Below are 5,979 nucleotides of genomic sequence, written 5' to 3' on the forward strand. Positions count from 1 at the left end.
CGTCTGCGGCGACCACTTGCTTTTGGAAAGATCACCAAATAAATTTAATCGACACTCCGGGCCACGTCGACTTTACTATCGAAGTCGAGCGTTCTATGCGCGTTCTTGACGGCGCCGTTTCGGTATTTTGCTCAGTCGGCGGCGTACAGCCTCAGTCTGAGACCGTTTGGAGACAGGCAAATAAATATCACGTCCCAAGAATCGTTTTCGTAAATAAAATGGACAGAATCGGCGCAAATTTTTATAACGTCGAGTCCCAAATCAGAAACCGTCTAAAAGCAAATCCGGTGCCTATTCAAATTCCTATCGGCGCAGAGGATAACTTTAGAGGCGTAGTCGATTTGGTTAAAATGAAAGCTTACGTTTGGGAAGACGACAAAAAGCCGACTGACTATAAAGAGATAGAGATCCCGGCGGATGTAAAAGAAAAGGCAGAAGAGTACCGCACTAAGTTAATCGAAGCGGTTTCTGAAACCGATGATAGCTTGATGGAGAAATTTTTCTCAGGCGAGGAGCTAAGCGAAGAAGAGATCAAAAAAGGTATCAAAGCGGGTTGCTTAAGAATGACGATAACTCCTATGCTTTGCGGAACGGCATTTAAAAATAAAGGCATCCAGCCCCTACTTGACGCGGTCGTAGCATATTTGCCTGCACCTGATGAGATCGAGGCGATTAAGGGCGTTTATGAAGACGGTAGCGAAGTAACGGTAGAAAGCACCGATAACGGCGAATTTGCAGCTCTTGCGTTTAAGATTATGACCGACCCGTTTGTCGGACAGCTTACCTTTATCCGCGTTTATCGCGGTAGCCTTGAGAGCGGTAGCTATGCTTATAACACCGTTCAGGATAATAAAGAAAGAATCGGTCGCTTGCTAAAAATGCACTCAAACAAACGCGAGGAAATTTCGATTCTTCACGCGGGCGAGATCGGCGCGGTCGTAGGTCTAAAAAATACCCTGACCGGCGATACCCTTGCAAGCGAAAAAGACAAGGTTATCCTTGAGAAGATGGACTTCCCTGAGCCGGTTATCAGCGTTGCTGTCGAGCCAAAAACTAAAGCTGATCAAGAAAAAATGGCTATCGCGCTTCAAAAGCTAGCTCAAGAAGACCCAAGCTTTAGAGTGGGTACCGACGAAGAAAGCGGTCAAACCATCATCAGCGGTATGGGCGAGCTTCATCTTGAGATTATCGTAGATAGAATGCTACGCGAATTTAAAGTCGATGCCGAAGTGGGTCAACCGCAAGTCGCGTACCGCGAGACTATCCGCAAAACAGTCGAGCAAGAGTATAAATACGCTAAACAATCAGGCGGTCGCGGTCAGTACGGACACGTATTCTTGCGCCTTGAGCCGCTACCTGCGGCTAGCGGATTTGAGTTCGTTAACGATATTAAAGGCGGCGTAGTTCCTAAAGAGTATATCCCGGCGGTTGAAAAAGGCTGCAAAGAGGCGCTACAAAGCGGCGTGCTTGCCGGCTATCCGGTTGAGGACGTTAAGGTTACCCTATTTGACGGTAGCTACCATGAGGTCGACTCGTCTGAAATGGCGTTTAAACTAGCTGCTTCTATGGGCTTCAAAGAGGGTGCTAGAAAGGCGGGCGCGGTTATCCTTGAGCCTATGATGAAGGTTGAGGTTGAGACGCCTGAGGATTATATGGGCGATGTTATCGGCGACTTAAACAAACGTCGCGGTCAAGTAAACTCTATGGATGAGCGAAACGGAAGCAAGATCATCACGGCTTTCTGCCCGCTAGCTCAGATGTTTGGTTACTCTACTGACCTTCGCTCTATGACGCAAGGTCGCGCTACTTATTCTATGGAATTTGACCACTATGAGGAAGTTCCAAAGAACGTCAGCGAAGAGATTATCAAGAAAAGAAACGGCTAAGCCGAATTTGGCGGGGATGCGAGTCCTCGCCTTAAATTTAGTTAAGCGACCGCCGGCAACTTCTCGTAGTCGGGGCAAGTCGTGTTTTTATTTAATAAAATTTAATAAGCTATTAAATTTAGTTGATTTATTACTTGTATGTCCTCATAGCTCAGCTGGATAGAGCGCAGAATTCCTAATTCTGAGGCCGTGAGTTCGAATCTCGCTGGGGACACCATCTGCCTAAAATATACCCCCAATTTATGGACTTTCCTTAAGCCTTCAAAATACGTATACAACATATTTATGTAGTAATTTCACTTATGGTTAGCTTAAAAAGAAAAGCGATCTATTGATACTACTAAATTGGGCTAAATTCTAGAATTTCTTAGTACGATTTCTGACACGACTATACTATTCGCTTTTTAAAAACCGACAGATACGGTAAAATTTTAGTCTTTTATTAGATGCGGCTTAAATTTTAGGCTCAAGATAAATTAAAAAATCCATAAGATAGCTATAGGTGCGCATTTGCTTACTGCCGCGCTTAGACGGCTTAAATGGTAAATTTGGCAAGCCAGCAGCCTAGCGACATCTTTGTTTATTAGCCGTTAAAAAGCTCCGCAAAATATTTAAATGCGGCAAATCTATACATCAAGTTTCTAAAAACCAGGCTAAGCATTGCCAAAAAGTTTTTGGTAAATTTAACGCTACTACGGCCGCAACATAAGACAAAAATTTTATTTATACACCTTGAACATTGTCGTTTTTTGTAGCGATCGCCTAGCTAAATTAAAAAACGCTTCCCTTCATTTTATAAAAATTATGGTATAATTGGCGATAGTTTTCTGTAAATAGAACACTAAAAACATCAAGTAATTTTATAAAGGAGTCCTTAATGGCAGTAACACAAGCCCAAGTAGCGCAGCTTTACGTTGCGTTATTTAACAGAGCCCCGGAAGGCGACGGCTTTAGAGCGTGGGTAGCCGCAGGCGCGACCAAAACGCAGGCTCAGATAGCCAACGAGATGCTGGCATCTCCGGCTACGGCGCCTTATTATGCTAGTCTAGGTATAGACATAAGCACAAACAGAGGCTATGTAGAGCTTATCTACAAAAACATCCTAGGTAAAGACTATGTAAGAGACCCGGACGGTATCAATGCATGGGTTAGACACCTAGACGCAGGTCACAGCAGAGGAGATACTCTAGTTAAACTATTTGAAGTAGCCACTTCTGCAGAAGCTAGAGCTGCAGACCCGGTAGCGGCGGCGGTATTTGCCAACAAAACAGAGGTAGCCTCTTATATGGCGCAAAAGATCGCCGATATCAGGCAAGACCTCTCCGGAGACTATGATTACAGAGAGTTTCAGGAGATTATAAAAACTACTACGGCTACCAACCTAGATGAGCAAAAAGCTAGGATAGACGCGTTAGCAGCCTCTACCGTACATAACCTAAGCACGGATTCAAACGAGATACTGGGAAGCGTGGGTCAGGATATATTTAACGCCGTAGCCGACAGCGTCGTAAGTAACGCTACTCTAAAACCTACCGATAAGATAGATGGCGGCGGCGGAGAAAACACCCTAAACGTTAGAGTAAACGATAGCTTTAACGGCATGACTACCGGCTATATCAAGCATATCGATAACCTAAATTTAACCTCTACGGCGCCTACGGCTAAGACCTTTAACGCGCGAGGCATAGAGGGTCTTAAAAAAGTAACCCTAGATAGCCAAAACGGTTTAAATTTGCTAAATCCGCAAAATATCGTGGATATCAGCCTCCAAAACGTAACTAGCAACGCTGCTGACGGCTTTAAGCTAGACTACAACTCAAGCACTATCGCTGGCGTTAACGATACTCAAAATTTAACCCTAGATAAGGTAAATTTACACAAATACGCTATCACTGGCGTAACAGGAAGCGATAATGCGGGTATCAATATCCCTAATATCGAAAATCTAAACATCTCTACTAAGGGCGAGAAGAGTAACGTAACTATAAAATCCGGTGCAGATACGGGAAATCACTATAAAAATATAACCGTAAAAGGCAACACCGACCTAACGGTAAAAGCCGAAAGCGACCGTATAGAAAAATTCGACGCATCAGCCTTTACGGCCACTCTTGATTATACTTACAAGGCTTTAGCTACTACTCCTTCCGGCGCTACTAGCATCATCAAAGGCGGTAGCAGTAAAGACGTCATAAATTTAGACTTTAAAGACGTTAGTGCGGCAAACGCTAGACCGTACTTCGAGATAGACGGCGGAGCGGGTAACGACGAAGTGATCGTAAAACATCTAAAAGCCAACGAGAATAGATTTAACATCAAAAACGTAGAAAAAGTCGGCATCGAGAAGGTGGATACCGGCGTAGCCAACAGTACCGCTACGGCAGATTTTACCGGCTCAGACGTCACTCATCTATATACGAGCAAATTTAAAGACAATCTAAAGGTAGTAAATTCGTCTATAAAAAGCGTTACCGTAGATAAACCGGCTCTTGACGAGAGCGGCAACCCTGTTATTGCTAGCGGCCCTTATGGTACTACGCAGTTTACAAACGGCTATCTAGAAAACATCAATGTAGAAAACACCATAGATCCTAGAAATCCGGTAGGCGAAGCTATCATAAACCCTACCGTTCCTGGTCTAAGAAGCAAGGTAACCGCATACGTATCTGCCGACGAGAGCGAAAAAGTAACCGTAAATATCGGTAAAAACGTATATGCGCAAAAGATAGCAGGCGACTGGGTAAACACTGATAGAATGCATGCAAATGAAGGCATAGGCATCATCGCCCCTAGAGCTAAAGATATAACCGTAAATTTCAACTCTCCGGGTACTTTAGGTAACTCCCACGCAAATACTACCGGCATAAGCATAACTAATGTGGCTCTGGCCGATCTTAGCACTACCGCCGGTGCAAACCAAAGAGACCTTAGCGGCGCATTTGACAAGCTAACCATAAACTCAAAGTCAAACATCTTAAGTAACGTTGACGCCACCTTCCTTGAAAAGCTAAAAGTGTTTAATATCAACACGGATACAAATTTCGAGGCTATCGGCGATAGAAAATTCGAGGCTATCCAGCAGATTAACGCTAGTGGTCTTGCTTCAAACAATATCAAAACCGGCAAAGTCTTCTTCACCGATAACGTCATCGGCAAAGGTAGCGGCGCGGGCGCAGGCACTACCGACACCGCTCAGTCTATCGGTATCAAAGCTGAGCATTTAAATTCATTTAAGGCCAATAAAGGTATCTTCACAAAAGGTAACATAAACGTTAACCTAAATGACATGCAAGGTCAAGCGGAGATAGCTAACGGTATAAACACTGTTGCCAACGATACGATGCAAGCGCATTTTGACAACTGGAGTAACGTTACGCACAACTTCCAATATGGCGCGAGCACTACGGAAGCATCCGTAGTTACCGAGGGGACGTTTAGGGTAAATGCGAACAATATTACCAACCTCCTAATAGGCAATATCATCGCAAGAGATATAGAGATCAGTGCAGGCAATGCTAGGGGCAACGTCAGCCTAGCTAGTAGCGGCGGGCAATATACGACTGTCTCCAACCCGCATGCTAACGGGGTGGGTAAGATAGGTAACGACAAGACTATTAACAATACTATCGACCTATCTCAGGTAGCAGGTAGCTATAATGTAGGCGAGCTTTTTGGCCAAAATATCAAATTTAAAGCAGCCGTATTTAACTCTCCTACATACTATAGCGAAGAGATCGATACCGGTCTAAAGAGTGACAAAGATAACTACAACTCATACGCTACGACGAATACCATAAAAGCAAATTTCGGCGGCGCTAGAGCAAACCAAGACATTATTTCTTTAGAGGCGAAAGGCGTTCAGTCAAATTCCGACGGTAACACTAATGTCTATGTTAAATTTGACGATAATACCGCATCTCCTAATGATCTAAAGACCTTTAAGGCAACCGGCGAAAATGTAAATTTGATCGTAAACGGTAAATTTAATACGGGTACGACCTCTAAGCTTGAAACCATAGATCTAAGCGACGTAAAAACAGGCTCTACGTCTTTCTTGAATTTATCTGCTGTTGCATTCTCTACGGATACGACG

Annotated in this window: 1 protein-coding gene, 1 tRNA gene and 1 pseudogene; all 3 read left to right on the forward strand. The window is 44.0% G+C overall.

Annotated features, from left to right (window positions below; genetic code table 11):
- The coding region (gene fusA / locus RYL88_RS10920; RefSeq protein WP_314991256.1) for an elongation factor G at window positions 1-1,886 on the forward strand (1,886 nt) is incomplete at its 5' end.
- 140 nt (window positions 1,887-2,026) lie between these two features.
- A tRNA-Arg gene (locus tag RYL88_RS10925) sits at window positions 2,027-2,103 on the forward strand.
- 660 nt (window positions 2,104-2,763) lie between these two features.
- Window positions 2,764-5,979, forward strand: a pseudogene (locus RYL88_RS10930) (surface layer protein SapB11); the annotation flags it as partial.

This window comes from uncultured Campylobacter sp. (genome assembly GCF_963517995.1).
Lineage (GTDB): Bacteria > Campylobacterota > Campylobacteria > Campylobacterales > Campylobacteraceae > Campylobacter_A.